The sequence below is a fragment of the Moritella sp. F3 genome (assembly GCF_015082335.1).
In the GTDB taxonomy this organism is placed as follows: Bacteria; Pseudomonadota; Gammaproteobacteria; order Enterobacterales; family Moritellaceae; genus Moritella.
Genome location: NZ_BLRL01000002.1, coordinates 321,970 through 348,969, shown reverse-complemented (window position 1 = coordinate 348,969; position 27,000 = coordinate 321,970). Strand labels below are relative to the sequence as shown.

Sequence of the window (27,000 nt, the reverse complement as noted above, 5' to 3'; positions counted from 1 at the left end):
CGCTACTCACGGATGATAGCAAGACACGCTCATTTTTATAGAAGAGATATAATGCATAAACGTACTTCCCTTGCGATCATTAGCGCACTGATGTTGAGTTTTTCGAGTTACACCATTCCAGCTCTGGCCAAAGGCGCGAAAGGTGGAAAAGGTCCTGAGCGTGTCGTCTCTGTTTATACAGAAACAGTACAGTATCATCAGGTATCACAATCTATCTCGTTAATCGGTAAATTACAGTCAACGCAATTTGTCAGTGTTGCACCAGAAGTAGCAGGTAAGGTTGATAGTATTAAGATCAAGGCTAATCAAACGGTGAAAGCTGGCCAGCTATTAGTACAGCTTGATGACAGTAAAGCACAAGCAGCATTGCTAGAAGCGAAGGCTTATTATACTGACGAAAAACGTAAACTAAATGAATACTCAACACTCGTAAAAAGTAACGCTATCACCCAAACTGAAGTGTATGCACAATCAGCAATCGTCGCTATTGCACAGGCGCGTTTAGCCGCAGCAAAAGCAAATATGGATGATCATTATTTAACTGCGCCGTTTGCTGGCACGGTTGGTTTACTCGATTTTAGCCGTGGTAAAATGGTATCTGTTGGTACTGAGCTGCTTACTCTTGATGACTTATCGACAATGCAGCTTGATCTTGCCGTACCTGAACGTTATTTATCGCAACTATCCACAGGTATGGCTGTGACTTCAACCAGTCGAGCTTGGGATGGTCAGTCATTTAAAGGCGAAGTCGTGGCGATTGATTCTCGTATTAACGCGGAAACGCTAAACTTGCGTGTACGAGTTAATTTTGAAAATAAAGATAACCACCTTAAACCGGGGATGATGATGTCATCAAGTGTGGTTTTCCCTGCGATCAACGAACCTATTATTCCAGTGCAAGCGCTAGAATATTCCGGCACGAAACGTTTTGTTTATGTAGTGGGGGACGATGAACGTGTCACCCGTACACAAGTATCACTTGGCGCACGTATTGTTGATCAAGTGTTGATTGAAGACGGTTTAGAAATTGGCGATCGTATTGTTGTCCAAGGCCTGGTTAATATGCGCAATGGACTACAAGTGAAAGATTTAACTGGCCAGCAGGAGACTAACTAATGTGGTTGTCTGATACTTCAGTCAAACGACCGGTTGTCGCGATAGTACTCAGCTTATTGCTGTGTGTTTTTGGTGCCGTATCGTTTAGTAAACTTGCTGTACGTGAAATGCCGGATGTTGAAAGTCCTGTTGTGACAGTGATGACACGCTATGACGGTGCAGCTGCATCGATCATGGAAAGCCAAATAACCTCGGTAATTGAAGATCAAATTACCGGTATTAGTGGTATCGATGAAGTTAAATCGGTCACGCGTAATGGCATGTCGCGTATTACGGTGACGTTTGATCTGGGCTGGAATCTAACCGAAGGTGTTAGTGACATTCGTGACGCGGTTGCTAAAGCGCAGCGCAGTTTACCCGATGAAGCCGACGATCCTATCGTATCGAAAGATAACGGTAGTGGTGAGCCCTCAGTTTATATTAATTTAAACTCCACAGAAATGGATCGTACTCAGCTGACCGATTATGCCCAGCGGGTATTGGAAGATCGCTTTAGTCTGATCTCGGGTGTGAGTTCGGTGGATTTATCCGGCGGTTTATATCAGGTCATGTACGTTAAGTTGTTCCCTGACTTAATGGCTGGTCGCGCGGTCACAACTAGCGATATTGTGGATGCATTAAAAACTGAAAATGTCGAGAATCCCGGTGGTGAGGTACGTAACGATACGACGGTGATGTCAGTACGTACTGCGCGTTTATATGCCGAACCTAAAGACTTTGAATACCTAGTCGTGCGCACGACGAGTGACGGTTCACCAGTGTATTTACGCGACGTCGCACAAGTTTATGTTGGTGCTGAAAACGAGAGCTCTTCGTATAAAAGTAATGGCATCGTTAACCTCAGTTTAGGTGTGGTGACACAATCGGATGCTAACCCACTTGATGTCGCATCAGCGGTACATGCAGAAGTTGATAAGATGCAAGCTTTCTTGCCTAAAGGCATGAGCTTAGCGGTTGATTACGATTCAACAGTGTTTATTGACCAGTCAATTTCAGAAGTATACAGCACGCTCTTTATCACTGGTGGTCTGGTGATATTAGTGTTGTACATCTTTATTGGTCAAGCACGAGCGACGTTGATCCCAGCTGTTACTGTGCCGGTATCGTTGATTTCGTCATTTATCGCGGCTTATTATTTTGGTTTCTCGATTAACTTAATTACTTTAATGGCACTGATCTTATCGATTGGTCTCGTTGTTGATGATGCGATTGTGGTGGTCGAAAATATTTTCCATCACATAGAACGAGGTGAAAAACCATTATTAGCGGCCTACAAAGGCACACGTGAAGTTGGTTTTGCTGTTGTGGCGACAACCATGGTATTGGTGATGGTATTCCTGCCTATTTCCTTTATGGATGGTATGGTCGGCCTATTGTTTACCGAGTTTTCAGTATTACTTGCGATGTCAGTGATCTTCTCATCATTGATCGCGTTGACATTGACGCCTGTACTTGCCAGTAAAATGTTAAAATCAGAGCAAAAAACCAGTCGTTTTAGTGTGTGGATGGAAGGAATATTCCAGCGCTTAGAAAACGGTTATCGCGGTATTGTTGCTAAGGCTGTGCAGTTTAGATTAGTTGCGCCTGTGGTTATTATTGCCTGTGTTGTGGGGAGTTTCTTATTGATGAAACAAGTGCCATCACAGTTATCACCACAAGAAGATCGCGGGGTATTGTTTGCTTTTGTAAAAGGTGCTGAAGGCACGAGTTTTAACCGTATGACAGCGAATATGGATATCGTTGAATCACGCTTATTACCGCTTGTTGGTCAAGGTGTTATTAAGTCGTTTAATACCCAAGCGCCTGCATTTGGTGGCCGCGCGGGGGATCAAACGGGCTTTGTGATCATCATTCTCGAAGACTGGGCAGATCGTAGCGTGAGTGCGGCTGAAGCATTAGGCATGGTAGCGAAATCCTTGAAGGATATTCCAGATGTGATGGTGCGTCCATTAATGCCTGGCTTCCGTGGAGGTTCGAGTGACCCTGTGCAATTTGTATTAGGTGGTTCTGATTATTCTGAGCTAGAGCGCTGGGGGGAATTACTGAAGAGCAAAGCAGAGGATGCCGGTGTATTAGTCGGTGGTGATCTGGATTATTCAGAGAAAACCCCTGAACTCGTGGTGAGTATCGATAAAGAGCGTGCCGGTGAATTGGGTATCAGTGTTGATGAGGTATCGACAACATTAGAGATCATGTTGGGTGGACGCAGTGAAACCAGTTATATCGAACGTGGCGAAGAATATGATGTGTACTTACGTGGCGATGAAAATAGCTTTAATAACGTCAACGATTTAAGTCAGATTTATATTCGTAGTGCCAAGGGTGATCTAATCACGCTAGATACGATCACAACAATTGAAGAAGTGGCTTCAGCAAGTCGTTTATCGCATAACAACAAGCAAAAATCTATTACCTTAAGTGGCAGCATCGGTGAAGGTTATACCTTGGGCGAAGTGCTCGACTTCTTAGACGCACAAGCGGTTGAATCATTACCAAGTGATATTTCTATTGCTTACTCGGGTGAGTCAAAGGACTTTAAAGAAAATCAGAGCAGTATTTTAGTTGTCTTTGGTTTGGCTTTGCTGGTGGCTTATTTAGTGTTAGCGGCGCAGTTTGAGAGTTTTATTAACCCTATGGTGGTGATGTTTACCGTACCGATGGGGGTATTTGGTGGTTTCTTAGGTTTGTATGCCATGGGCGGTGGACTGAATATTTACAGCCAAATTGGTATGATCATGCTGATTGGTATGGTGACTAAAAATGGTATCTTGATTGTTGAATTTGCTAATCAGTTACGCGACCGTGGCATTGCTATTGAACAAGCTATCATTGATGCATCAGCGCGACGATTACGTCCGATCTTGATGACTGCATTCACTACGTTAGCTGGTTCTATACCGTTAATTCTATCGACTGGTGCAGGCTCTGAAAGTCGTATTGCTGTTGGTACCGTGGTGTTCTTTGGTATGGCGTTTGCGACTTTAGTAACCTTATTGGTCATTCCGGCAATGTACCGTTTGATTTCAGGCACAACGCATTCACCTGGTTATGTTGAAGCGATGTTAGACGCGGAATTAGCAGAGCAAGCAGCAGAGCAAGATGCTGAAGCGGAGGCTGATAAAGCGAATAAGAAAGTCAGTGATGTGAGTATCGTAAAAGGTGTCGCTTAATCACCGCTTTTTATATAGATAGTTGTTTATATAAATAGCGATAAATAGATCGTGAGCACGTAGCGATCAGATAGTGATGATAAGGGTAAGCATGATTAACATCGTGCTTACCCTTTTTTGTGGTTATTCAGCCTGAGCAAATAGAAATTCTTCATTGGTCTCTAACCACTGAGGGTATTTTGCCATGGCTTTAGCAAAGCGCTGATCTTGCAAATGCTTGTTTAACCAATCACGCAAGTGCGGTAAAGGCGCTTGCAGGTACCATTGACGGTCAACGCGCGCAAATTGACGAATAAGCGGTAAAATAGCGTAATCAGCGAGGCTGACTTTATCACCCATTAAGTAGGCATGTTGGCTTAAACGACATTCCAGCATCATTGCATAGTCAGCGCACTGGCAACGTAACTCAATTTCGTCATCGGTATGGTAACGCACTGCGTATTTATATTTACTCAGTGCAGAGGTAAACACAGTATCGTGAATGTCAATCAAGGCGAGCATGGCTGGGTAAGCATCAGGCTGCTCACAGTGTAGTAAGTTCAACGGGTCGCTTTCATGTAGCGCCCAAATCATAATATCTAAACTTTCATCAATCACAGTACCATCGTCGAGCACTAACACTGGTACTGTTGCCTTTGGTGATACGGCTAACATGGCCGCTGGTTTATTTTTCATTACCACAGCGCGTAACATTACGGCTTGTTGCGCGAGTAATAACCCCAATCGTGCGCGCATTGCATAGGGACAGTTTTGTAATGAGTATAAAATGGGCAATGGCATGAAGCATTTCCTTTGTATCGGGGAAGTCATAGAATCTTGGTTTATCACTTGAAATAGCGACTGTGGTAGGCGTTTTTTAATATAGGTAGCGGTTAATGCTAATACCTAATTATATATATTTTATATAAAATTATTTCGTATTCGATTTTTTAATTTTAAACGAAATATTATATAAAAAATAAAGCCGTATTATGAGCCCATATTAAATTATAAACATATTAATTTATAGAGTGATTTATAAATTCGAACCTAGTTATTGAGGCTATTATGAACAAAGAACAAGTACTATACGTTATCCAATTATTACGCGAAGGTCACTCACTAACTGAGATTACTAAGTTAGCAAAAATTAACGTGATGTACGTGAGTGTTATCCGTAAATTAATGGTGATGGATTTACTAAACACTGAAGCGTAGTTCATAATACCAATGAGAAAGCGCTACAGTCTCTAGCGCTTTCTATTTTACCTGCCCACTTGACTCTTTATCTGCTAGATCCTTTCCGTTTAAACCTTTCAATACCCAATTCATTTACAGCTCAACCTTAGCTTCAACTTTGAAACGAAAAAGAAGGTTATTCTTGCGCTAGTACATTTACGTGTTTCGTTCTTTCTTTATGATAATTTATTGTTTTTAGTGGCTCTTGGCGTATGGTTCTAACTTAGAATCTAGTTATCGAGGTTATTATGGATAAGAAGCAAGTGGAATATGTTGTTAAGCTGCTACGTGAAGGGCATTCATTAACTAAAATTACGAAGTTAGCAAAAATTAACGTAATGTACGTTAGTGTTATTCGCAAACTGATGGTAATGGATTTACTTGCCATTAAATAGTTGGGCAGAAAAATGCTATGGCTATTGCGTCATGTATACGTCGTATAGCCATAGTTCTCATGATTAAAAACGAACATTTCGATCCGTATCAGCCTTCTAAGATGCAGATATCACTTCTTCATGGTGTTGTTTTAATTGCTGATACAGCACGTCTTTTAAATTGGCACGCTTTATTTTTAATTCATTCATGTGCTTATCATCAGTCGGACTGCCATCGATTTCTAATTGGCGAATGTCATAATCAAGAACATGATACTGCTTTGATTTCTCTCTGAATGATTCATTCTTATGATTTAAATGTACGATATCTTGTTTTAATTCTGGAAAGTCAAAAATAAGTGCATGATTCTCATTTAGCATGGTTTTTCCTCAAGAGTGAAAGTAAACGTTTACTCGTTACAACTAACTATCTACCTAACAACTATAGCACTCCGCTCGTTACGAAAGTTGACCTAATCGAGGTTACAGATAATTTCAGGCTAAAAATGAGGTTGTTATAGCGCTGATGTATTTACGTCTTAGCACTGATTTTATTCAATATTATCTTATTAAGTCGGATTTAGTCTGAGCTGAAATAGGGCTGATATTTCTAGCTTTAAAGGTAAATGGATAAATTATAAGTCGCTATAAGCGATTATGATATTAAGAGTTTGACGGGTTTAACAAAAATGTATTTAATTTAAGTCGTTATACCTATATTTGTATACTCTTAACGTTTTAACGCCCTATTTTTTAGGGTGTATCAATTCATTAAACCACAACAATAGCGGGGGTGTTTTCGCTATGAGTTTATGACGTTCGAAGTGTCTGCTTTGAAATAGGAATGATATATGCTGAATTATAGTGAAATAAATAAAATGTTTAATCAAGATGAAGATACAGCTATTCATCTTGACACCCTCTACAATGTGGCGATTAACAACTACCAGGGGTTATCGCGATTATCAGTCATTATGATTAAGGATAATAACGCGTCTAATTATTTTGTTCGCGATCGACTTTCTGCTACGAATAATGACGAACTTTTTACTAAAAAAATGAGCCAGGTTGGCGGCATTCCGATGATGATAAAGTCGCAATCAGAACGGATTATTGATGATTTATCCAATTCAAACCTAAACCCTAGAACATTGTTTTTATTGAACTGTGGTCATCGTAGTGGCTTTTCTTATCCCTTATCATTTAAAGGTCAGGTGATTGCTATCGTGTTCTTTAATGCCTCTGAAGTGAACTTCTTTGCGAAACGTTCTATACAGAAAGATATGTTATTTTTAGCAACGGTTATTCACTCTTTAATGGTACGCCAATTTGAGAAAAAACAGTTTATCGATATTTCATTAGCGATAGCCCTCAATATGGGGCATGCCAAGGATCCTGAAACCCAAGAGCATCTGAATCGCATGGAACGTTATAGTTCAAAACTGGCTTATTTATTGACGGTAAAGAAAGAGATTGATCATGAGTTCATCCGTCGAATTGAAACCTATGCGGCTTTTCATGATATTGGCAAATATAAGATCCCCGATGAGATTTTATTTAGCTGTGAAATTTTCACGCCTGAAGAACGCAAGGTAATGAATCAGCATTGTGTCCATGGCGTTGACATCATTGATGACGTACTGAGTCATTTTCCGATGAATATGCGTTATGTTGAAGAGTATCGTTTTCTTAAAAATATAATTCTTCATCATCATGAACGCTTCGATGGCAACGGCTATCCAATGGGGTTAAAAGCAGATGCAATTCCGCTGGAAGCTCGGATCGTGATGGTTGCAGATGTATTCGATGCGCTATTAAGTAAACGTCTATATAAACAGGCTTGGAGTATTGATGAAGTAGTGGCTTACATGGCAGCACATTCAGGTACTATGTTTGATCCTGACTGCGTTGATGCATTAATTACTCATCTTGCAGATTTTATTGAAATCTATGAAGCTCATGCTGATGAATAAAATCGTTAAAAGTTAACAGTTCGAGTTAAACGGGGCCTTGTAAACTATTTTGATAACCATCGTTTGCAAGATGCAGGGGGAATCGGTTTTCTGTTTTTCCGTGCTTTGCTATGATGGTTATAGAATCTGCTTGTAATAAGGCTTTAAGCATTTCAGGCTCTACATCCGCTAAAACGAGATCGTTTACAGCATAAGGCGTTGTATTTAAATTAAATATATCTCTTATCGCATTAAGCTCAACTTCAGTTAATACCTGACTATTAGTATTTTTTATCTGTGTATTCATCGCCGACTCTCTTAGTATAATATGCGTTAACTTTATAGTAAGTCAGCTTAATTGATTAAAAGTTCGACAATTATTGCTAACACATGGTTCAGTTGTAATTAACCTTATGTTAATTACATTCTAATATTATTAACCAAAATGACAGGTTATACTTATTACTCTTATAAATAGAGAGTTCCTATGTTGAAATCATTCACTAATTACTCATTCCAGAAAAAAGATTTACTATTTATCATTCTTGGTTTGTTGTGTTTAACCCCGCTTATCTCATCACCTGTCGCCTTAATTCTTGGTTTTACACTCGCGACGCTAGGCTTTGTGCCGACAAGCATCAATTTAAGTGCGATCACCAAAAAAACACTGGCGTATTCTATTGTCGGTTTAGGTTTTGGCATTAATTTAGACGAAGCCATTGTCGCCACTAAAGATGGCTTTGGTATCATTGTGACATCGATATTCTGTACGCTAATACTGGGTTGGCTTTTAACGAAAGCGTTTAAAATTGATAAAAAAACTGGGTATTTAATTTCTGCTGGTACAGCTATTTGTGGTGGCAGTGCGATTGCTGCTGTTGCGCCAGCGATTAATGCTAAAAATGATCAAACGTCACTGGCACTAGCTGTTGTATTCATTCTAAATTCTGTGGCTTTGTTTGTTTTTCCAGTGATAGGTCATCTATTAGAAATGAGTCAGCACGCCTTTGGTGTGTGGAGCGCGATTGCGATCCATGATACGTCATCTGTGGTTGGTGCTGCGTCTGCTTATGGTGATGAGGCCTTGTTAACGGCAACAACATTAAAGCTCGCCCGTGCACTGTGGATTATTCCGGTGGCATTTATTAGTGCATTGTTATTTAAAGGCGATAGCAAAAAGATAACGGTGCCATTCTTTATCTTGTTTTATTGTTTTGCTATTTTCATTGCTTATGCAGTTCCGGATTATCAATTCTTATATCAAGGTATTTTCAACATATCTAAGCAAGTATTAGTGATGTGTTTATTCTTGATTGGTGCTGGTATCACAGTGAAGAAAGTGAAAGATGCAGGTGTAAAACCATTAGTTCTGGGCGTGCTGCTATGGATAGTCATTAGTGTTAGCTCATTGGTGTACATTCTCTATTTTATGTAAACAATGATTGCTGGTCGATCTAGTCATAGCGATAACAATAGCAATGAAAAAGGAGGTTACTTAACCTCCTTTTTTTATGTCCGCATATTGCTTTTTTTAACGTTGAATAGATAACTAATTAACAACGAAAATGCGACAAGATCTAGTGCTGATGATGTAAGCCCTTGGGTAAATACCGACAGTAATATACATAACAATACCAGTGTTATTATTAATTTATTAGTCAAAACATTAGCTCCTTTTATTAATGCTTAGACATATTATTGGAGCAAACAGGACTAAATAGGAAATACCATAAACTTATAACTCATAACTATTTTTTGTGTATCCACTATCGAACTCACGATGTTGCAAAGACACTTGTTGTTTTAACCAGGCTTTAAAGCAGTCAATTGCAGGGGAGTGGTGATGCTGAATTAAGTAATAGCCTGCTTGTGCATCGATAGGGCTGAATGGGGACGCTAACCCTTCTTTCGCTAAATCTGCCGCGGTTAAACCGTTATTAAATAGCGCACAGCGGGCTAATGCGACACCTAATCCAGCGCCGGCAGCTGCCATTGCCATATCGGTGCGGTTGAAGTAATGGCCGTGTTTACTCATCGCCTTTGTCGTTGTGCTGGTTAACGACATTTGCTGTAACCAAAATTGCCATTCCACATCTTTGTCGGCGTGCTGCCAAGGCATTGCATCATGTAACAGCGTCATATTCTGCCAGAGTGTTGGATCCGCAAAACGGATCATATTATGGGCATTATCGGTGATACTCAAATCAAACTTGAGCATATATTGTGGACTCATTACCGGTAATAATTGCTCCGCTAATAATAATTCCGCGTTAATTTTTTTATCATTCGATTGATAAGGAGTTTTGCCGTAATCGATAGCAAGGTCAAAATTACTATCGTTATGATCGACTAACGCGCCTTCGGCAAAGGTATGGATCTTTATATCAGGGTATTGTTGATAGAAATCCTGTAAGCGCGGCACTAACCATTTATATGCAAAAGAGGGCGTCAGTTTAAGGTGGATGTCTCCAGCGTGGCGATTGGCTTGTTGCAGTTGACTAATCATGTCGCCAATATCCGTTAAACTTTGTTCGACAATTTGATGTAACTGTTGCCCTGTTGGCGTTAAGCGAATACCGCGAGAGTGGCGTTCAAATAGGGTTAACTGTAAATTCTGTTCCAGTAGTTTTATTTGTTGGCTGATAGCGCCTGTGGTGATATGCAATTTCTCAGCGGCCTGCGTGAAACTATGACAGGTTGCTGTTGTTGTAAATGTGGCTAAACCGGATAGCAGATTATCGTTCACTTTTATCATCAAATACCTCTTGGCATACGCTTGCGTTTAGTTTTACTAAAGGCTGATGTTAATACTTATAGATTGTTAAGTAAATGTAACCATCTTATGCTGCTCGATTATTCATTCACGATAGTCGGTATAAAAATGGAAGTCATGGTATTGGGTTGTGGGGTTATTGGCTTAACGTCGGCGTGGTATCTAGCACAAGCTGGCCATGATGTGACGGTTATCGATCGTCAACCGAGAGGCGCAGAGGAAACCAGTTTTGCCAATGCGGGACAGATCTCTTATGGCTATTCTTCTCCTTGGGCTGCGCCTGGTATACCGGTTAAAGCAATAAAATGGTTAGCACAAAAACATGCTCCCTTAAAAATTAAGCCTGGTTTGTCACCTGATTTGTATCTGTGGGCAGCAAAAATGTTAGCCAACTGTAATACCCACAGTTATGAAATCAATAAAGCGCGGATGTTACGCATTGCCAACTATAGTCGCGACTGCTTGATTGAGTTACGTCAGCAACAAAATTTGGTCTACGAAGGTCGACAGCAAGGCACACTACAGGTATTTCGTCATGAATCACAATTGGCAGCGATAGCGAAAGACATTAAAGTATTAGCTGATAGTGGTACGCTATACCAAGAGCTAGATGTGGCTGGTTGTCTGGCTGTAGAACCTGGTTTGGCTGGTGTTAAAGACAAAATTGTCGGCGGATTACGCTTGCCTGAAGATGAAACCGGTGACTGTTATTTGTTTTGCCAGCAGCTGACAGCATTAGCACAAGCTGCAGGGGTTAAGTTTAAATTTGACGTGACGGTGAATAAGCTGAACCATCAAGATAACGAAATTAGTTCGGTGGATACCAGTGTAGGAGAATTAACCGCGGATGCTTACGTGGTCGCAATGGGGAGTTACTCATCAGCGTTACTCGACTCGATCTTGTCGCCTTTTGGACTGGCAATGCCTATATATCCGGTAAAAGGCTATTCGCTCACTGTGCCTATTGTTGATAGCAGTCAAGCGCCTGTTTCAACGGTGATGGATGAAACCTATAAAGTGGCGATGACGCGTTTTGATCAACGGATTCGGGTTGCTGGAACGGCTGAACTGGCTGGGTACAATTTAGACCTGACGGATTCTCGTAAAGATACCATTGCTATGGTCATAAATGACTTATTCCCCAACGCTGGTGATATGAGTCAAGCGGAATTTTGGACTGGTTTACGACCGATGACGCCCGATGGCACGCCTATTATTGGGCGAACGCCAGTCGCTAACTTATTTACTAATTGCGGACATGGCACCTTAGGTTGGACCATGGCATGTGGTTCAGCGCGTTATCTTGCAGATATTGTCAGCGGCGTAACTCCAGATATTGATAGCCGTGACTTAGATATCTATCGTTACGGCCGTTAGTACTATTTAAATAAGGCTATCTAAATAAGTTAGCATGCTGACTGGCTAAAAACTGCGACCCCATCTCATAGCCCATTTTGTAATCTGCGGCTAAGGCCTCATCACTGCTCCCCAGTATACGACTTGCGAGTGGTTGTGGTGGGGCAATCTCAATTATCTGCGCATCTGCTGGCGGAGTATGAATAAAGTCTACTGCGTCACTGTAGGCATTTTCATGACCAGTAATAATATCGAGTACTTTTGGACAGCGCTGTGAACTGCATACCCAGGATTTGAGTTTATGGGCCCACGGCGAGCGTACATTTTGATGTGCAGGTACGGTGCGTAATACAATTATTTTTTTAGCTCCACGATGATAAGCTTCTTGAATTGGAATGGGTAATGCCACGCCGCCATCAACGTAATGACCATCACCAATCGCCACACCTTTCTTATATAAATAGGGCAGAGCACTGGATGCTTTCAACATGGTGAGCCAATTATCCGCTGTCGGCTCAAGAAATGCGGGGCAAAATCCATTAATAGTTGTCGCTGAAAAGAGCAGTTGACGGTTTTTCAATTGTGCTTGTGCGCAGTTCATATTGAGCTGGTATTCAGGATCATTAACTTTATCAAAGTACCAATCAAGGTCGACAGTATTGCGTCCAGACAGGGGACGTTTCATATCAAAAAATGCAGGGTGCTTAGAAAGTTGCATGATAGAACGTTTAGCATGTCCTGATTGTCTGGTCATATAACTGGATAAGTTCTGGGCGCCAGCGGATGTACCAATCAGTAATGCAAAAGGATTAAAGTTATTTGCTAACCAACTATCTAAGATACCAGCTGTAAAAATACCGCGTTGCCCGCCACCTTCGACAACCAGTGCCGCCTCTTTTATAGGGGTTGTGGCGTCGCAGCTTGCGATATTAGTAAGGGTGTTATTTTTTAGTTGGCTCATGATTCCTCCTGCGGTAGCAAGAAGGTAATTTACCTCACAATTAAGGAAAGGTTAATTCGATTGTTTATTGTTAATTGATAGTTTTTGTGAATGGATTGAAAGGTGAATTGGTTTTTTATTTATGATGGGGGAGCCGGGAAGTTAATTGTAATAGGCTGGTAACCGTAACGGATTAATGACATGAACCTGCAAAAGGCGAATGGCATTAACCGTTGGAGCGTATGTTAGCCTCAGGACTTTTTAAATAACTAAATACCTTAGTTTAAAAAGCCTAGTTTAAATAGTCTTGTTGGCTAACACTGTTAACGAGTAATTCAGGTTTAATTTTTTGTAAACTTGCGGTAATAATTTGGCGAACGCGTTCTCGAGACATAAACAGACGTTCTCCAATAGCGTTAAGCGTCTGAGGCTCTTCTCTACCAAGACCAAATCTAAGTTCAACAATCTCTCTGTCACGATCGCAAAGGTGACTTAATACTTCGATTAGATAACTTGAGGTGTCTGTATTTTCAATTTCATCATTAGGCTTACAAATAGAACTGTCTTCAATAAGGTCGACTAATGCAGTATTTGATTCATTTTTGGTGGCAATTGTTTTGTCCAGACTCGCTTCAGTGAAGTAGTAAGAAAGCACATTAACCACGTCTTCAAATTGGAGTTCTAGATTAGTCGCAATTGTTTGTAAGTCAGTATTGCATTTTAAATCGAGCACTTGTTCACGGGCATTCTTGAGAATACGTTTGTAGGTTTTACCAATATGAATCGGTACGCGAATGGTGCGGGATTGATTCATGATAAAACGTTCGATATTGTTTTTAATCCACCATACCGCGTAAGTTGAAAATCGGAAACCTTTGGTAGCATCGAATTTTTCAACGGCGTGAATTAAGCCTGTATTACCTTCTTGGATGATATCAACAAGTGATAATGAAGTATGTTGATAGCGTTTAGCGATGTTGATAACTAAGCGTAAGTTGGATTGGATCATACGTTGACGTGCTTTTTGATCACCTGCATGCGCAGCAATGGCAGTATCGTACTCTTGTTCTTTAGTGAGTAGAACACTGGTTTTATTTACTTGTTGCATGTAAAGATCTAATGCGTTTGATTCGTTAAGTAATTCCATTTTTTAACCCTCAACGTATTTTTATCCGTGATATTCTCTCATCCCTGAAAAATACGTATTTCTGTGACAGTTGAAGATATTTGTCATCGTGACAGCCTGTCTAATTATAATCCTCCTAATTGAAAAATATAGATAGCGGTAAAAATGGAAAAAAGACCATGTTGTGAATAGGTTAAAAGAATGGAACAAATAGGAGTGATGTCTGACCAGTTTTTAGTAATTTCTATCTATTTTTGTATATGCGAGACACATTTATACGCATATTTGTTCTATATCAATTGAATCTGGTCAGTTAAATAGAAAATAATGACTTACATATGCGCTTTACGTTCTTCTTCACACTCAAATGATGCCATTTCAAATATACGGCATACCCAAGGTCTATTCTCATAGATAGTACACATCAATGTATCTCTATCGAGCGCTGCACACCAGCCATCATGACCCTGCGCCATTACCTGACCACCCCAATCATCTGTGGTGATATAACGCTTAGGCACACCAGTTTCTGTCAGTAGCATTACTTCTAGGCGGCAGCAGCATGCTTCACAGTTTGAGCAGGTGATTTCTGCCACGGGTAGATTGGTTATTTTAATGGTCATTACTAGGCCTTTTCTACCGGTTTAATGCGGTTATTAACAAACTCATGGGCTGAAGGGGCGATATCTGCGCCTTCAGATTTTCTACCTAGATTGGCCGCGGCAACTAACGTCGCGCCGGAACCGAAGAAGGGATCAATAACAAGGTCATCGATACTTGAACTTTGCGTGATCAATTTCTCGATCAAGGGCACCGGTTTTTCGGTCGGGTAACCACGCCATACACGCTTTTCTTGTAGTACATCAGGCATACCTAAATCTTGTAATTTACGCTTACCTTTTTCGAAAAATAAAATGAATTCATAGCGTGCACGATAATGATAACCCATGCCAATCGCGCATTTGTCCCATACGATGGGTTTCCAAAATTTAAACCCAAAGTCTTCTGCGATAGGTTTTATCACAAACATGGTTTCTTGATCGCAAAATAAATAAAAGTGACTATTTTTCTTCAGTACGCGATAAATTTGTTCAATTAATGCAGGAAAATCACTATTAGGAAAAATATCAAACCATTGGTTACTCGAACCAGCACTTTTTTTTAAGCGGGTAGTGGTGCCTATTTTACGGTGTTTTTCTAAGGACTCATAAGGGGGATCTGTGATAACGAGATCCACACTCTCATCCGGAAGGGTCTTTAACCAGTCTACTGCATCAATCTTATGTAACTTCATTTATTTATTTTCAATATATGTGCAGGTGACTGCATGAATTAGGGCGCCATGTTATCAGGTAAAGTATATAAACAGTAGTCTTGCATTACCCTGATAAAATATAAACACACTGCAGCTATTGTGTAGCTGTTTTAGTTGACTTGAAAGGTCTCTCCTAGGCGTTTGATCCACCAATCAATCACATCTTTAGTATCGTCTAAAGAATCGATCATGGTGCCGAAATCTTTATTACCTGTACGGCGATCAATAGCAGCTATAAGCGGTTTGTTGTTTTCATCACTGACCATGAGTTCAATACTCGCGCTGCCGACATTCGTGTGTTCACCTGTGGTGATCTTTGAAATAACCGAGATACCAAAGCTGACCGGTACAATACTGCTCGTCACAGCTAAGATTGGGTTTGGTGTTTCTACATTACTGATGGCAATACTTAAGTGTAGGGTCGTGTCAGTTGATGTTTCAACAATTTTTTTATGTGGTGAGATAGTGCTAATTAAGCTATCTGTTAAGTAAGTGGTGATGATGCTGATGTCTTCATCAGAGAGGCTATCATCATCTTCGACCAATACATAAACGCGATCTAATATAACACTGTCGTATTGCTGTAATTTATTACGTAGTCGATCTGCGTCTCGTAATCCTATTCTAGCCCAAACTAGATCTACACCGTCCTCTGGACCAGCTCTGAAATCATCATATGAGGTAAATTTGGTTGCTGATATGAAGTTGTTTTTTGCACAACCAGCCAAAAATAAACAGCAAAGGAGGGAAATGATAACGCGTGATTTTAGGAGCATAAGTTAGTGAACTCAGTGGTTTAAAACAAAGGGTTATATTCATTAGATGATAACATATTTGCTTTGAGTCGGCGTTTAAAATTGTATTAATTGATTTTAGGTGGGGGTCGTGTAACGGAAATAGGAAATAGGAAATAGGAAATAGGAAATAGGAGCAGAGAGTACACTGACTCTCTGCCAATAATATTATTCTTCGCCGTAATCTAAATCTTCGTCTTCTTCATTGATCACGCGAATGCCATCTTTTACCAAAATTTCGATATAGAAAGATGCGTCTTTGTTCAGGTCACCGCTATCAATAGATTTATTGATTTCAGATAGGTGAATTACCTGCGCTTCTTGTTCTGTTGCGCCATACTTACAATCAAAGTCCCAGTAGTCTACGCCTTTAGGAAGCGTTTTTTTACGCTCTCTTTTGATATATTTTCTGATTTCGCTTTTAATAGCTTCAACTTGGCGAGCTGGAATAATTTTTGGGTGATTTAGTACAAACGTTTTTTTCATTTTTACCCTTTAAAGAATGACTGAATATTTCATAACATGGGGGATTATATCAGGGAAAAGAATAAATGGGGTGAAGAGTACACTTTGTCTGCACTTTTAATCGCGTTAGCCGTCGTTATTACTGACCATTAAGCATCAAAATAGTGGGGTTGAGGATGAAATATAGTTTTTTAATAGTCCTTTTTATATTACTGACCTCGACTGCACAGGCGAGTTATTGCAGTGGTAAAAACTGGCAAGATACTTACCAATTTTACACCCAGAATATTGATTTACTTAATGATCACATTGACCGTTATAACACCCTGTTGAGTAAAATTAGCTTATCTGATATTGACGACGATAAACAAAAATTGTTCATCATAACATCTGCTATTAACGACTTAGACCAACTTAATATTGATGTAGAAATATTAGAACGTAAATTTGATAGTGCGCAGCAGCTTTGGCAATTAATCAGTGAGCACTGTTTAGATGATGGTGAAGCTGATTACAACAGAAAGGCGATTGAAAATGCACGCGGTGCTGATATAGGCCGTACGGAAGTATATGATTTGTTGTCTAGGATTACATCTTTAAGAATTCACTTTTTTCAAGTTGTTGAACTTATTGATTATTAATGTTTACTTGAAAAGATTTACGCTAAATTACAATTTATTCTTTTGCCAAAATAAGATCTTTATGATAATTATTAGCCTCATAAATATTCTTATAGAAGGTCATAATGACACTGTTAATAATTTACGCTGTAATCTCGATTGTGGTTTCGTTTATTTGTTCTATCTTAGAGGCTTCATTACTAAGTATGACACCAAGCTATATCGCTAAAATGCAACGTGAAGATCCTAAACTTGCAACAAAATTAGCTAAGTTAAAAGACAATCTCGATCGTCCTTTAGCGGCAATTCTAACACTTAATACGGTGGCCCATACTGCGGGTGCTGCTGGTGTAGGTGCGCAAGTAACGGCTATGTATGGTAGTGCATATTTAGGTGTAGCATCTGCTGTGATGACGGTATTAATTTTGGTTCTTTCAGAAATTATCCCTAAAACAATGGGCGCGACATATTGGCGACAACTGGCCCCATCAAGTGTCACTATCTTGAATACGATGATTTTCTGCTTAAAACCGTTTATCTTTATGTCAGAGCAAATCACCCGTCGTATTGGCAAAGGTCATAGTCATGACATTGACATGCGAGAAGAAATAATTGCGATGGCACATGTCGCAAAAGACACGAATGAAATTGATGACGATGAAAGTCGGGTTATTTGTAACATATTAGATCTGCATAACATTAAAGTGAAAGACATTATGACGCCACGTGGTGTGGTCTCGTGTGTTGATGCCAATATGAATGTGAGTGATTTTGAAGCTTTAATTACCAACATTCCTTTTAGTCGTTTACCATTATTGACCGACGATGAGTTTTTTGGTTATGTGCATAAATCAGATATTTTACAGCATGACGGTGACACGAAACTGCTTACGTTAGCAAAACCATTAGAAGTGTATTTACCGACACAAAATGCCGAACATGTCTTTAACGATATGCTACGTTCTCGAAATCATCTGGCGAGTATTCATGATGAGTTAGGGACTTGGTTAGGCATTATCACGATGGAAGATATTTTAGAAACTATCTTAGGTCGAGAAATTGTTGATGAAAGTGATACTAGTGTTGATATGCGTAAGATTGCCAAAGCAAAATGGCAGAAACGATTATCGAAGTAACAGATATCGTTATTAAACGATAGCATCAAATGCTAGCAATAAAAAAGCGAGGCTATTAATGCCTCGCTTTTTCGTTATAGGTATTTATTCTTCCGCTACCCGCTCAGCTCTATATTCGATATAAAACTCTTTCATTCGTTCGTAAGGATCGATATAGGCTTGTTTGAATGCTTCATAATCACCTAGGCTGAAGTATGTCGCATTGACTTTATCTACAGCTTGAACCGTGATTGATAGCTTATCAGGTTGTAAATAAGTTAATGGACTAAGGAAATAATCAGTCCCTTTACCTACCGTATCTCTTAATGTCGAAGGACCAAATATCGGCCAGACAATATAGGGGCCATTACCGATACCATATTTCCCTAATGTCAGCCCCATATCTTGATTGTTTGGCTGCCAGTCGAGATAATCTTCAGCTGGATCCATGACGCCTAATAAACCCACTGTCGTATTCACAGCAAAGCGACCCAGTTCAGTACCTGACGATTCTATATCACCTTGCAATAAACTGCTGGTGAAGCGAATTGGCATGGTTATATTGTGAAAGAAGTTAGCGACCCCGACACGGAAAAACTGTGGTGTGATAGCCTTATAACCAACAGCTGTAGGACGTAAAATCCAAAAGTAGAGTTTATCATTTACATGAAACATGGCTTTATTAAAGTAATAAAAAGGGTCGGATATTTCAGTTTTTGATTCTGTTTCGATGATGCTGTCATCACTGAATAAATCATCGTCATCTTCTAGCTGTTCATCGCTAAACTCTTCATCGCTAAACAGTGCATCATCAAATAAGCCATCATCTTCTAGTTGCTCATCGTCAAATTTGGCATCGCTAAATAGGCCATCATCTTCAGTAAATTCAGGCTCAGAGATCGTGACTAGCGATACAGGAACTCGTTCTGTTTTGTTTTCGGTATGATTTTTTGAACTGGCACAGCCGCTCATCATCAAGATGAGCAGTGATAGTGGCAGCTTAATTAAATACGGCGAAGTCCTATTGTTCAACATCATTTTCCGTGTGCGCTAAGTTCTTTTCATTCAGCAGTGCTAATAATTCATCCGGTGTTTTCTTTAGTAATAGCGCTGAATATTCTTTACGAAATGAACTAATAAGGCTGCGGCCTTCAACTTTAACATCATAAATTCGCCATTCATCATCTTTTAATCGTAATGAATAGTCGATGGCCGTTTTCTTATTAATTAAGCTGTTCACGCGCGCGCGTTGCATTTTACGTATTGGCTTCATTGCAGAAGACTTGGTTAATAGCACCGAGAACTTACTGTCGTTATTGAGACGATCTAAATACAAGTTACCCAAGTGAATAGTGAACGCGTCGGTGAATTCGGCTTGTTGTTCGCTGGTAAAGCGGCGATCACTGTAATCCCCTAATGGACTAGTCGCTCCCGCAGAGAATTTTCCGAGTGTTAATTCTGAAATCAAAGTGAAATCAAAGTAGCTGGTTACGATCGGCCATAGTTTTTCGCGTTTAACTTCAGTTGTCAGCGCGGGATCATTAATGATATTTAATGATTCAGTCATGGCTGTGTCAATCAGTGCCGTCGCTTGCTCCACGTTATTTGCATGTGCATTGACTGCAGTAGTAAATAGTAGAACGGTTGAAATACATAAGGTAATAATTTTGTTCATAGCATGCCTCTTAATATAAAGTTTGAATATATCGCCGTGTTTACAACGAGATTATTCACCCTCACTGCTAAATACATATTTGCTGATGAGATCTTCAATATCAAGCGCGGATTCTGTTTCTTCAATACTATCACCAGCGGCGAGGTACTCATCGCTACCGCCAGGTGTCAGCGATAAATATCGGTCACCTAATAAACCTGCGGTTTTAACTGATGCGATCACATCAACAGCAAGGCTGATATCGTTATCTATTTTTAGCTGTACACGCGCAATCTTAATATTAGGTAATAGTACAACGTCTTCTATTTGACCGATTTTAACACCTGCCATTTCGACGTTGGCACCACCTTTTAAGCCTGTTGCAGAATTGAAATCTGCATACACGCTATAATAGTTATCGCCTAGTAAGTCCATTTTTCCTAGTTTAATTGTAAGATAACCGACACATAGCATACCTATTAGTACAAACAAGCCGACTGAGGTTTCAATAGATGATTTTTTCATCATAGCTCCAAATTTTACGTTAATCGATATTGAGTAATGATGACTCATGACCGTGGATAAAGGTTGAGATAACGGGATTTTCATCATTATTTAATTGTTCAGGAGTACCTTGAAAAATAATGTCACCCTTGTTAAGTAATGCAACACGTTGTGAAATACTAAATATTTCAGGGATTTCATGGCTGACGATGATCCCTGTAAAACCAAGTTTTCGCTGATAGTCTGCAATCATTTGATGAACTGCTTTTTTACGAATTGGGTCTAGCCCTGTTGTGGGTTCGTCAAACAAAATAATTTCTGGTTCCGTGACAAGTGCGCGAGCAAGGGCAACCCTTTTTCGCATACCGCCAGAGAGTTGTCCTGGGTATTGTTGGTCAGTGCCGACAATATCGAGTTGAGACATACGCATTTCAACGCGTTGTTGTATCTCGCTTTTGCTCAGATCACTTGCTTCTTGTAATGGTAATGCAATATTTTCATATACGGTCATCGAATCAAATAATGCCGAGTCTTGAAACATGTAACTCAATTTCTTTTTTAAGTTAAGCTGTTCTGTCGATGAATGCTTAGCAAAAGCTTTACCATCAAAAAGTATACTGCCTGAGTCAGGCTTAAGTAGGCCGATAACATGTTTGAGTAACACACTTTTACCTTCACCACTCTTACCTATGATAGTGGTTATTTCACCTTTAAAAATGCTCAGGTTTATATTATTTAAGACTGTTTTTGTGTCGAATGTTTTACTGACATTACAAAACTGAATCAGGGGCGTATCCATAGCATTCCTATAATAAAAACGAGGTTAAAATGTAATCTATAACAAGCACAAGAATACTTGCCTGTACAACCGCTGTCGTTGTTGATAAACCAACGCCTTTTGCACCAAAATTATTACGGCGAGTATGCGTGTAGTAACCGTGATAGCAACAAACTGATATGACTGTGATGGCAAAAAAGATAGATTTAATAAAGCCTTCGGCCACATCCATGAGGCTCACGCTACTTTCAACTCGATAGAAATAAGTTGCGGGATTGATGCCTAATAATTGCGAACCAGTCAGGTAGCCGCCAAAGATACCGACAGTATCGAAGATTGCGGTTAATAACGGAAAGCTAATAAGCGCAGCTATAATGCGTGGACTAACCAGGAAACGGATTGGATCTATGGTCATGGTTTTAAGCGCATCGATTTGTTCTGATATGCGCATAATACCGATTTCAGCGGTCATTGCTGAACCCGCGCGGCCGATGATCATGATTGCGGTTAATACGGGGCCTAATTCTCGAATTAGTGTTAGCGCGACTGCTGAGCCAAGTAAGCCCGTAGAACCAAATTGAGAGAGGGTGTAATAACCTTGTAATCCAAGCACCATGCCGGTAAATAAACCGGTAATACAAATCACGACAATTGATTTTGCGCCAATAAAATACAATTGTTCTATTACTCTACGCCCCTGCCAAGGGCGAGAAAACATATGTACTACACTATGTAATAGGAATAAAGCTGCTTTACCAAATCCTTGGAGCTGCGTGATAACGGCGCGGCCAAGTCGAGCAAGTGGGTTCACGGAAGAAATTGCTTGGGGCATGTATACTCCTTAATACATTCAGTTAGTCTGACGTTATTATGGAATCACATAAATAAATCAGGGAATATAGAATAGTATCAATTGTTTAATGTGTCAAAGCTGAAATTAAAAGGGTATTCATTATTATGAGGATATACACTAATTTAATTTTATATTATTTATTTTAGCTAATTTTAGAGCAAATTAATGATGGTGTACTATATTTGTAATTAGGTCGACTGGTTATTATATGCCAACTACCTTCTGTGATATGTAAGAAAATGTAAGTGAATACCGTATGTGAAAGATACGTGTTAGTAAAAGAAGTGTAAATGAAGATGAATAACGTACGTGTAGTGAAAATGTAAACGAAGACGAATAACGTATGTGAAAGATACGTGTAAGTGAAAAATGAAGATGAATAACGTACGTGTAGTGAAAATGTAAACGAAGACGAATACCGTATGTGATAGATACGTGTTAGTGAAAAAGAAAGTGTAAGTGAAGATGAATAACGTACGTGTAAGTGAAAACGAAGACGAATAACGTATGTGATAGGTACGTGTTAGTGAAAAAGAAAGTGTAAGTGAAGATGAATAACGTACGTGAAAATGTAAACGAAGACGAATAACGTAGGTGACAGATACGTGAGTAAAATAAAGTGTAAATGAAGAGCGTATGTGAAAGATACGTGTTAGTGAAAAGAAAGTGTAAGGAAGTTAGTTAGTGAAGACAGTAAGTAAAGTAAGTAAGAAAAGTATTGCGAAGATAGAAGTATATATTTCAGTCGACCCTCTTTTCCATTATATGTAAGTCAGGCTAACAACCTGACTTTTTTTTGTCTGATGATCCCCGCCAACGCCTCGAACTCAAGTATCCATTTAATCCTGTGCAATACCAATACCAATACCAATACCAATACCAATACCAATACCAAAAAATCACAATATGATTTATATCTAGACAAGTAAACTCTCATTTAGCTGAGGGTATTTTTAAGCTGCGTTGTTTATGAGGTGATTGTTTATAAGGTGATTGATTAGGTTATTCGTTAATTGATTCGGACTGACTTTAACTGAGGTTAGTATCGTAAGAGATGTATAGAAGAGAAGGGGGAGAGCATCCCGATATCAAAACTCTTTATAGTTAAAATATCGGGTATTGGTATTGATGTAATTAGCTATTAACTAGCATATCAATAAAGTTACGGCGTTCTTTTACTGTCGCAAGTTGAGCGATTTTCTCACCTTGTGAATCAGTAAATGCTACTCGGTTTTTGTGAACTGAAATCGAGTGTACCGGTTGTTTAACTTGGATTTGTGTACCATTAAAAATAATAGTCATAATAAAACTCACTATATAGGCGTAGCTCAAGCTAGCGCATTATTTGTAATAAGCTTCATTACCGTATAACGATAATATTCTGAAATCTCACTATCTTTATTCTTGTATAAATAGCTGACTTAATAAGAAGTGTTTACAGCACGCAACATTTGCTGTATTTCGTTGTTCAATAATTTAGCTTCATATGTTGGATTTTTTAATCTGGCTTACGGAATTTTCTAGGTAAGGCTTAATCGTTGATTTTTATTTCGAGGATTGTTATTAAATAAATCTGAGCGGATAATAGCAGTGTGTTTTCTTTTCTGCAAGTTTATTTTTGTTTATTGTTATATAAAATTTAATTATGGTTTAGCTGTATCTCACTTTCCGCTATTATAGCCCATCCGAAGTAGTCGGGGTAACGTAATGAGCCTATTCTGCGTTCATCTTAAATGCCGATTTAATTTATTGTAACGGCTAGCCGTTGGAGAATTTTACCATGAAGTACCAATGGATCTTATTTGATGCAGATGAAACCTTATTTCATTTTGATGCATTTAAAGGTTTGCAGCTGATGTTTTCACGCTTTGCTATCGACTTTGATCGAGATGATTTTAACCATTATCAAACGGTTAACTTACCGTTATGGGTGGACTATCAAGATGGTAAAATTAGCGCGACACAATTGCAAAATCGTCGTTTTCAATTGTGGGCAGATAAACTTAAAGTCACCACACAAACCTTAAATAGTGCATTTATGACAGCGATGGCTGACATCTGTTGTTTGCTGCCGGGCGCTCAAGTACTTATTAATGCACTAAATGGTAAAGTTAAAATGGGTATTATTACCAATGGCTTTACTGAACTACAGCATGTTCGTTTAGAAAAAACCGGGTTGAAAGATATTTTTTCACCTCTCATCATCTCTGAAGAAGTCGGTGTCGCTAAACCTGATATTGGTATATTTGAGCATGCGTTAACCCACATGGGAGAATTAGACCGTGAGCAAGTATTAATGGTTGGTGACAATCCACATTCTGATATTTTAGGTGGGATGAATGCTGGCTTTGATACTTGTTGGCTCAACAGCGCAAATGCGGTATTGCCGGAAGGTATTAGACCAAGTTATCAAGTGACATCGTTAAGTCAGTTACAGACATTATTATTACCGCTTTAAAGTTAATTGCATTCATATTTTTTAATTGCTTGCCGATATACTTTTAGCCACTATTTAGTATTTAATTCGTTATAGGGAAAGAAAACACATGTTTAAGGTTTCAACGCTTGCAAGCATACCGTTACTTATTGTTGCGCCAACATTGATGGCAGAACCTTTTGGGCATAATAATGCGCAGCTAAGTTATCGCGCTGAGCATTGGGCGCTAAATGTTGAACGTGCTATCACAGAAGATTTTTATATTACCGGTTTTTACCATCATACCGATGACATCGCCTTAAGTTCAGACGTTAAAGCGAAAGCTAAAATTTTAGGCGCTGGATTAATGACATCGACGAACATTGGTCATATGACTGAGTTTTATGCGGGGGCTAATCTAGCGCAAAGTTCGATAAGATCTTGGGAAAACGGGGTTAAGCGAGAAGATGAAACTAACTTTTACCCGAGTGTTATTGCTGGTATTAAATTATCTTCAAGCCCTGAGTTTGAAGCTGATTTTAATGTAAATCATGGTTTTAGTGATAGTCAGTATACTTATGGTTATCTTGATTCAACGTCGTTTACCTTGGGCGGTAAATATTTTATCGATCAGGCGATGGCATTAGGCTTATCTTATGTGTGGGTGAAAGAGCAAGATAAAGCGATTAGTTGGGATAATATTGGGGTTTCATTCAGCCTATACTTTGAATAGTGAATCATGATTGCTGACATATAGACATAAAAAAAGACGAGATTGCTCTCGTCTTTTTTGTATCTGCTGAAATTAGGTTCTGGTGCTATTGAACCAGAGAGTAAAAAATAGCAGTAATTGAAATAAGACCAATAAGTGTAATAAATACATTACTTAGTGCGCCTGAGTACTTGCGCATCGCTGGTACTTTATGAATTGCATACATTGGCATAATGAATAATAGTAACGCGATGATTGGTCCACCTAAGCTTTCAATCATATGTAAGATGTTAGGGTTAATGGTTGCAACTGCCCATGCCGTTACAAGCATGAATATCGTGGTGAAACTGTTTAACGCTTTCTTACTCACTTCTTTGCCTTTACTGCGTGCTGCTTTTACAACTAAACCGTTAAGACCTTCACTTGCACCGATGTAATGACCTAAGAATGACTTCGTGATTGCGATGATTGCAACAACGGGTGCAGCGTAAGCGATAACAGGTGTATCAAAGTGGTTAGCTAAATAAGTCAAAATAGAGACATTCATTTCTTTCGCTTCAGCAAGGTTCGCTGGCGATAAGCTTAATACACAGCTAAATACGAAAAACATGACCGTAACGACCATCATTACGTGTGCACATAATAAAATACGTGAGCATTTCTTCTCGGCACCATCGCCGTATTCATTTCGTTTCGCGACTGCAAATGAAGAGATAACAGGTGAGTGGTTAAACGAGAACACCATCACAGGTAATATCAACCAGACAGCCATCATTATCGAACTCATCCCACCTTCTGCTGGCATTACTTGCTCGAAGATTGCGCCGTTCCAGTAAGGGATTAGGTAGCAGGCCAGCATGATTAATACGGCAACAAATGGGAAAACTAAAATGCTCATTGCTTTAATGATAAGTTGCTCACCTAAACGTACAATGGCGATTAAACCAAGAATCAATGCAAAGGCTAAAAGTGCACGTGGTGGTGGCTGAATGTCTAATTGGTTTAGCATGAAATCTTGTACTGTGTTGGTTAACGCAACACTGTATACAAGCAGAATTGGGTAGATGGCAAAGAAATACAATAGTGTGATTAATTTACCCATGCCCACACCAAAATGTTCTTCAACAACCTCGGTAATATCTGCGCCAGGTTTAGATCCTGATAACACAAATCGTGTCATGCCGCGATGAGCAAAGAAGGTCATTGGTAATGCTAATACGGCCATGATTAATAATGGAATCAGGCCACCTACACCGGCTGTGATAGGCAGGAATAAAGTACCAGCACCAACGGCTGTACCATATAAGCCAAGTACCCAAACGATGTCACTTTTAGTCCATGTCGAACTTTTTGTTGTTGTATTTGTGCTTGCAGTCGAAATATTTGCTGTTAACGTATCCATTATGGATATCTCCTATAAGAGGTATAAACCTGCAAAGAGCTATAGTCATAATTCATCCGTGCTTCACTATTAAAGTGAACAAATGCGCATGTTAAATTGGTCATGTGCACCTCTATTTTAATACCTATTTAGTACTATATATCTTCTTTCAGACTGCAATTTATAAAATATAGTTTAATCTGTCAAATAAATTTGAGTGTGTTTCAGCCGTTGTTGAAACAGTCATTAAATAGTGTGATCTAGCACCTGTTATTAGCCTGTTTTGCTAGTTGAAGCTGATGATGATTTAATCAAAATACAGCTAAATAAGATCAGATACAGGCGTTTATTTAGATAAAAACAGAGGA

The 27,000-nt window shown here is 39.3% G+C and carries 28 protein-coding genes; 11 read left to right on the top strand and 17 right to left on the bottom strand.

Annotation, left to right across the window (positions count from 1 at the left end):
* Positions 1–51: 51 nt before the first annotated feature.
* Both JFU56_RS04700 and JFU56_RS04695 read left to right on the top strand, forming a co-directional pair.
* A complete protein-coding gene (locus JFU56_RS04700; protein ID WP_198436122.1) occupies positions 52–1,116 on the top strand; it encodes an efflux RND transporter periplasmic adaptor subunit in 1,065 nt (354 codons plus the stop codon).
* A complete protein-coding gene (locus JFU56_RS04695) occupies positions 1,116–4,286 on the top strand; it encodes a multidrug efflux RND transporter permease subunit (RefSeq protein WP_198436121.1) in 3,171 nt (1,056 codons plus the stop codon). Before JFU56_RS04700 ends, JFU56_RS04695 begins: the two co-directional genes overlap by 1 nt.
* Before the next feature lie 123 nt (positions 4,287–4,409).
* On the opposite strand, the gene JFU56_RS04690 is transcribed toward JFU56_RS04695, so the two are convergent.
* On the bottom strand, positions 4,410–5,066 hold the full coding sequence (locus JFU56_RS04690; RefSeq protein WP_198436120.1) for a glutathione S-transferase: 657 nt from the start codon (positions 5,064–5,066) through the stop codon (positions 4,410–4,412).
* Between the two features lie 267 nt (positions 5,067–5,333).
* Between JFU56_RS04690 and JFU56_RS04685 the strand changes: the two genes are divergently transcribed.
* Together JFU56_RS04685 and JFU56_RS04680 are read left to right on the top strand one after the other, a co-directional pair.
* Complete coding sequence (locus JFU56_RS04685) at positions 5,334–5,483, top strand: hypothetical protein (protein WP_198436119.1); 150 nt, start codon at positions 5,334–5,336, stop codon at positions 5,481–5,483.
* Between the two features lie 269 nt (positions 5,484–5,752).
* Positions 5,753–5,899, top strand: a complete 147-nt coding sequence (locus JFU56_RS04680; protein ID WP_198436118.1) for a hypothetical protein — start codon at positions 5,753–5,755, stop codon at positions 5,897–5,899.
* A 96-nt stretch (positions 5,900–5,995) separates the two neighbouring features.
* Here JFU56_RS04680 and JFU56_RS04675 read toward each other — a convergent pair whose 3' ends face one another.
* Entirely contained in the window at positions 5,996–6,259 is a 264-nt protein-coding gene (locus tag JFU56_RS04675) for a YdcH family protein (protein ID WP_198436117.1), read from the bottom strand.
* A 470-nt stretch (positions 6,260–6,729) separates the two neighbouring features.
* Between JFU56_RS04675 and JFU56_RS04670 the strand changes: the two genes are divergently transcribed.
* Positions 6,730–7,851 carry an HD domain-containing phosphohydrolase gene (locus JFU56_RS04670; protein ID WP_198436116.1) on the top strand — a complete coding sequence of 374 codons (1,122 nt, stop codon included), beginning with the start codon at positions 6,730–6,732 and terminating at the stop codon, positions 7,849–7,851.
* 25 nt (positions 7,852–7,876) lie between these two features.
* Here the strand turns inward: JFU56_RS04670 and JFU56_RS04665 are convergent, their stop codons facing one another.
* The gene (locus JFU56_RS04665) at positions 7,877–8,137 is read right to left on the bottom strand and encodes a hypothetical protein (protein WP_198436115.1); all 261 of its coding nucleotides are present in this window, start codon (positions 8,135–8,137) and stop codon (positions 7,877–7,879) included.
* A 180-nt stretch (positions 8,138–8,317) separates the two neighbouring features.
* On the opposite strand from JFU56_RS04665, the gene JFU56_RS04660 reads away from it, so the two are divergent.
* Complete coding sequence (locus JFU56_RS04660) at positions 8,318–9,265, top strand: YeiH family protein (RefSeq protein WP_198436114.1); 948 nt, start codon at positions 8,318–8,320, stop codon at positions 9,263–9,265.
* A gap of 300 nt (positions 9,266–9,565) precedes the next feature.
* On the opposite strand, the gene JFU56_RS04655 is transcribed toward JFU56_RS04660, so the two are convergent.
* Positions 9,566–10,585 carry a LysR family transcriptional regulator gene (locus tag JFU56_RS04655; RefSeq protein ID WP_198436113.1) on the bottom strand — a complete coding sequence of 340 codons (1,020 nt, stop codon included), beginning with the start codon at positions 10,583–10,585 and terminating at the stop codon, positions 9,566–9,568.
* 87 nt (positions 10,586–10,672) lie between these two features.
* Between JFU56_RS04655 and JFU56_RS04650 the strand changes: the two genes are divergently transcribed.
* Positions 10,673–11,980 carry a D-amino acid dehydrogenase gene (locus JFU56_RS04650; protein WP_305798236.1) on the top strand — a complete coding sequence of 436 codons (1,308 nt, stop codon included), beginning with the start codon at positions 10,673–10,675 and terminating at the stop codon, positions 11,978–11,980.
* 16 nt (positions 11,981–11,996) lie between these two features.
* Here the strand turns inward: JFU56_RS04650 and JFU56_RS04645 are convergent, their stop codons facing one another.
* The 6 genes from JFU56_RS04645 to JFU56_RS04620 form a co-directional block, all read right to left on the bottom strand.
* Positions 11,997–12,920: a patatin family protein gene (locus tag JFU56_RS04645; RefSeq protein ID WP_198436112.1), complete on the bottom strand. Its 924-nt coding sequence runs from the start codon at positions 12,918–12,920 to the stop codon at positions 11,997–11,999.
* 271 nt (positions 12,921–13,191) lie between these two features.
* Positions 13,192–14,046, bottom strand: a complete 855-nt coding sequence (locus JFU56_RS04640) for an RNA polymerase sigma factor RpoD/SigA (RefSeq protein WP_198436111.1) — start codon at positions 14,044–14,046, stop codon at positions 13,192–13,194.
* 311 nt (positions 14,047–14,357) lie between these two features.
* On the bottom strand, positions 14,358–14,648 hold the full coding sequence (locus JFU56_RS04635; protein ID WP_198436110.1) for a YkgJ family cysteine cluster protein: 291 nt from the start codon (positions 14,646–14,648) through the stop codon (positions 14,358–14,360).
* 2 nt (positions 14,649–14,650) lie between these two features.
* Positions 14,651–15,319: a site-specific DNA-methyltransferase gene (locus JFU56_RS04630; protein WP_198436109.1), complete on the bottom strand. Its 669-nt coding sequence runs from the start codon at positions 15,317–15,319 to the stop codon at positions 14,651–14,653.
* Between the two features lie 131 nt (positions 15,320–15,450).
* Positions 15,451–16,116 (bottom strand): DUF3313 domain-containing protein, encoded by a 666-nt coding sequence (locus JFU56_RS04625; RefSeq protein WP_198436108.1) that lies wholly within the window; start codon positions 16,114–16,116, stop codon positions 15,451–15,453.
* Positions 16,117–16,302: 186 nt separating this feature from the next.
* Positions 16,303–16,620, bottom strand: coding sequence for a DUF6172 family protein (locus JFU56_RS04620; RefSeq protein WP_198436107.1), 318 nt, complete (start codon positions 16,618–16,620; stop codon positions 16,303–16,305).
* A gap of 155 nt (positions 16,621–16,775) precedes the next feature.
* Between JFU56_RS04620 and JFU56_RS04615 the strand changes: the two genes are divergently transcribed.
* A complete protein-coding gene (locus JFU56_RS04615) occupies positions 16,776–17,240 on the top strand; it encodes a hypothetical protein (RefSeq protein ID WP_198436106.1) in 465 nt (154 codons plus the stop codon).
* 104 nt (positions 17,241–17,344) lie between these two features.
* Positions 17,345–18,355: a CNNM domain-containing protein gene (locus JFU56_RS04610; RefSeq protein WP_198436105.1), complete on the top strand. Its 1,011-nt coding sequence runs from the start codon at positions 17,345–17,347 to the stop codon at positions 18,353–18,355.
* An 84-nt stretch (positions 18,356–18,439) separates the two neighbouring features.
* Here JFU56_RS04610 and JFU56_RS04605 read toward each other — a convergent pair whose 3' ends face one another.
* From JFU56_RS04605 to JFU56_RS04580, 6 genes are all read right to left on the bottom strand, one after another.
* The gene (locus JFU56_RS04605; protein ID WP_198436104.1) at positions 18,440–19,369 is read right to left on the bottom strand and encodes a VacJ family lipoprotein; all 930 of its coding nucleotides are present in this window, start codon (positions 19,367–19,369) and stop codon (positions 18,440–18,442) included.
* Positions 19,356–20,009: a phospholipid-binding protein MlaC gene (locus JFU56_RS04600; protein ID WP_198436103.1), complete on the bottom strand. Its 654-nt coding sequence runs from the start codon at positions 20,007–20,009 to the stop codon at positions 19,356–19,358. The genes JFU56_RS04605 and JFU56_RS04600 overlap by 14 nt, the downstream gene beginning before the upstream one ends.
* 51 nt (positions 20,010–20,060) lie before the next feature.
* Positions 20,061–20,513, bottom strand: a complete 453-nt coding sequence (gene mlaD, locus JFU56_RS04595) for an outer membrane lipid asymmetry maintenance protein MlaD (protein WP_198436102.1) — start codon at positions 20,511–20,513, stop codon at positions 20,061–20,063.
* 19 nt (positions 20,514–20,532) lie between these two features.
* A complete protein-coding gene (locus tag JFU56_RS04590) occupies positions 20,533–21,291 on the bottom strand; it encodes an ABC transporter ATP-binding protein (protein ID WP_198436101.1) in 759 nt (252 codons plus the stop codon).
* A gap of 7 nt (positions 21,292–21,298) precedes the next feature.
* Positions 21,299–22,102: an ABC transporter permease gene (locus tag JFU56_RS04585; protein ID WP_198436100.1), complete on the bottom strand. Its 804-nt coding sequence runs from the start codon at positions 22,100–22,102 to the stop codon at positions 21,299–21,301.
* A gap of 1,155 nt (positions 22,103–23,257) precedes the next feature.
* Positions 23,258–23,425 (bottom strand): hypothetical protein, encoded by a 168-nt coding sequence (locus JFU56_RS04580; RefSeq protein WP_019439512.1) that lies wholly within the window; start codon positions 23,423–23,425, stop codon positions 23,258–23,260.
* Between the two features lie 478 nt (positions 23,426–23,903).
* On the opposite strand from JFU56_RS04580, the gene yjjG reads away from it, so the two are divergent.
* Complete coding sequence (gene yjjG / locus JFU56_RS04575; RefSeq protein ID WP_198436099.1) at positions 23,904–24,581, top strand: pyrimidine 5'-nucleotidase; 678 nt, start codon at positions 23,904–23,906, stop codon at positions 24,579–24,581.
* Between the two features lie 88 nt (positions 24,582–24,669).
* Positions 24,670–25,272, top strand: coding sequence for a hypothetical protein (locus tag JFU56_RS04570; RefSeq protein ID WP_198436098.1), 603 nt, complete (start codon positions 24,670–24,672; stop codon positions 25,270–25,272).
* A gap of 85 nt (positions 25,273–25,357) precedes the next feature.
* On the opposite strand, the gene JFU56_RS04565 is transcribed toward JFU56_RS04570, so the two are convergent.
* On the bottom strand, positions 25,358–26,653 hold the full coding sequence (locus JFU56_RS04565) for a serine/threonine transporter (RefSeq protein ID WP_242065851.1): 1,296 nt from the start codon (positions 26,651–26,653) through the stop codon (positions 25,358–25,360).
* Positions 26,654–27,000: the final 347 nt, after the last annotated feature.